General features: G+C 47.4%; 2 protein-coding genes. Both read right to left on the reverse strand.

What is annotated here, in order from left to right; genetic code table 11:
• On the reverse strand, positions 1-1,029 hold a 1,029-nt coding region (locus Q0418_RS04760; protein ID WP_298482742.1), incomplete at its 3' end, for a leucine-rich repeat domain-containing protein.
• A gap of 26 nt (positions 1,030-1,055) precedes the next feature.
• Positions 1,056-2,456 (reverse strand): hypothetical protein, encoded by a 1,401-nt coding sequence (locus Q0418_RS04765; protein ID WP_298482744.1) that lies wholly within the window; start codon positions 2,454-2,456, stop codon positions 1,056-1,058.
• Between the last annotated feature and the right edge of the window lie 359 nt (positions 2,457-2,815).

Genomic DNA, 2,815 nt, shown 5'->3' on the forward strand with positions numbered 1-2,815 from the left:
TCCAATCGTGGTCACACTGTTGGGAATGGTGATGCTGGTCAGACTATAACATGCCCCAAACGCACGATCACCAATCGAGATCACACTGTTGGGAATGGTGATGCTGGTCAGACTATAACAGCACCAAAACGCATCATCACCAATTGAGGTCACACTGTTGGGAATGGTGATGCTGGTCAGACTTTTACAGCACCAAAACGCATCTTCTCCAATCGTGGTCACACTGTTGGGAATGGTGATGCTGGTCAGACTATAACATGCCCCAAACGCATAATCTCCAATCGTGGTCACCGGCAAACCATTCACCTCCGCCGGAATCACAACTTCTGTCGCATCTCCGCTGTAGCCAACGACTTCCGCATAATCCTCATAGAATTCATATTGCAGTCCATCTGTACCGCTGCTTGCCGGTTCTGTCGTGGTTTCTGTCGTGGTCTCCACCGGCGTTGTTGTGATCGCCGGCGTTGTTGTTTCCCCACTGAGGGGCTTCATCCAGATGGAAAGCATTGTTGGCGCGCCTTTGATTGCAACAATTTTTGCCGCATATTCTGTCGCCGTCGTCACCGTCAGCGGATATTTCCCATTAGGCATAAACAGCGAAACTCTTCCGAACTCGTCCGTTTTCAGCTTCTCCCCATGGATGGCAACTTCTGCGCCTGCCGCCTTTTCGCCGCAGGACTCGTATACCTGAATGGTCGTCAGATACGAATAATGGGGACAAGGCGCAAATGCAAATTCATCATAGTCAAAGGAATAATGCATGTCTTTCAGCTTTTTCGTGGAGGACAGAACGTTGATCTTTGTCTTTTTGTTCAGGAATTTTGCAGAGACATTCAGGAATTTTTTATAGTTGATCGCACCCGAAAAGCATAAAGAACAATCGTGATGGGTGGTTAACTCCGCTGTTGTATAGATCTGGCTGTTTTCCAGATAATTTTTCTCCATGGTGGCTTCCAGCCCAATGCCCAGTTCGCCGCCGACCTCACAAACCTTGCTGCTGATCAGCTGGAACGCAGGGACAAGTGCCAAGGAAATTCCAACGGAACCCTCTAATTTCAGACTCGTGGATAATTCCGGCTTTTTACTGAGATCCTGTTTTCCGGCTTTTGTGTCATACGAAAACCAGATACCGTTTTGAAGGTTGCACCAAAGGAGATTTCGCCTCCCACCTCAAAAGTGAATTGGGGGTACACCACAAAATGAACTCCCACCAGTGAGGTCGGTATCAGAATACCTGGAATGTCAATTTCTTCAGTAAGCTTTGCTTCCGCCTTGACAGATAACTCCACCTGATTGGTGATGGTTGTTTCAAAATACACTTTCTTCAAAGAAATGTAATATTTGAAAGAAAGACCCAGGGAGAAACTCAATCCCCCAGAAATCCTGCCAGTGGAAATACTCAACGATATACCTGTGGAAAAGGTATCGCCATTACCGTTGTCCCATGCTCCCACCACATTTTCTGGGGTATCGGTGACTGCCGCCTCTGTTTCCTCGACATCAGAAGCTTCCGCAGAACCCATGTCTGTCATGCCAAGGTAAGTGACGCCCTCAGAAGCTGCGGATTCGTCGATTTCTGCGCCCCCTAAGCCGGATTCCGTGTCGATCTTGACATAATCAAACACATCTTCCAGATCTACATCCGGATCCCCGGTGATAGAAACCGTGGTGCCGTCCACAGTGATTCCCACAACAGAAACGATGAGAAGCATTCCGTCCTCCTGGGGATAGGTGAACACATCCCCCGGCTGCAAACTGGTAACCGTTTCATCGGCATTTTCGATGACATAGGTTTCATTTTCCTCGTCTGCCTGAGTTAGAATGTTTGTATCAGTTTCTGCGCTAAGCTGTACTGTTTCCTCACGAAACACCGCAAAGTTGTTGGTGTTATCCTCGTCCAGATTCAGCACCAGCTCCGGGTCATAGTCCTCCACAGTAGAAGCCAGCAATTCCTGCATATCTTGCGTGTACCAGGAGGATTCGTAAACGCTGCTGACCGGACGCATGGTTTCGGTATCCACCAGATATGCCATTGTGTAGAAATATGTTGGCATGGCATCTGTCTCAATGGTGACCTGTGCAGATTCCTCCGCAGCGTAAATTTCTGTACTGCCGCTGGCAAGCAGCTGCTGCGCATTTTCGTCATAGATGCCTACGATCAGCGTACAGTCTTCCACCGAACTGTACTCTACTGTTGCAAGATTGCCCTCGATCTCAATTCCCACAACATTGCTGGCATAATCGGTTTCTGGGGCGGTTTCCTCCTCCACGGCGTTTACCAGGAGATCACCGAAGGAATCGGTGGCTTCCATGGCATAGTCAGTGTCGACGGTGGAGGTTGGAGATTCCGGAATGGATGCGACAGGTTCTTCCTCTGCAAATGTTGTCAGAGGTAAGATTCCAGTCAGTGCAGCCAATGCTGTGGCTGCCGCTGTGATGCGTTTCAATACTTTCATATACTTCTCCTTTATTCGCTCAATTTTGAGCTTTTTTTCCATTTTCATTATAACATATCAAATTTCTCAAGTCAATAGAATGCACGCAAAATGAAATGTCACCTGATCTATTTCAAAGACAGCATTTTTCCCACGTGATGATCTCATTCATAATGTCCGAAATTCTTCCGCTTTGTTTTCCGTTTTCTCAGACTGTATTCATAATCGCTGAATGTCATCTGGCTCATCTCTTTTTCTCCTGCATCCTGGGCTTTTTTTCTATTATACCATATTCGTGGCGCAATAGGAAAATTTAATCAGTGTTTTCCTAAGGCAACACCGCACAAAGAGCGCCTGACGGCTTTGCACGTCATATGCTT

The sequence above is a fragment of the uncultured Ruminococcus sp. genome (assembly GCF_937915125.1).
In the GTDB taxonomy this organism is placed as follows: Bacteria; Bacillota; Clostridia; order Oscillospirales; family Ruminococcaceae; genus Ruminococcus_C.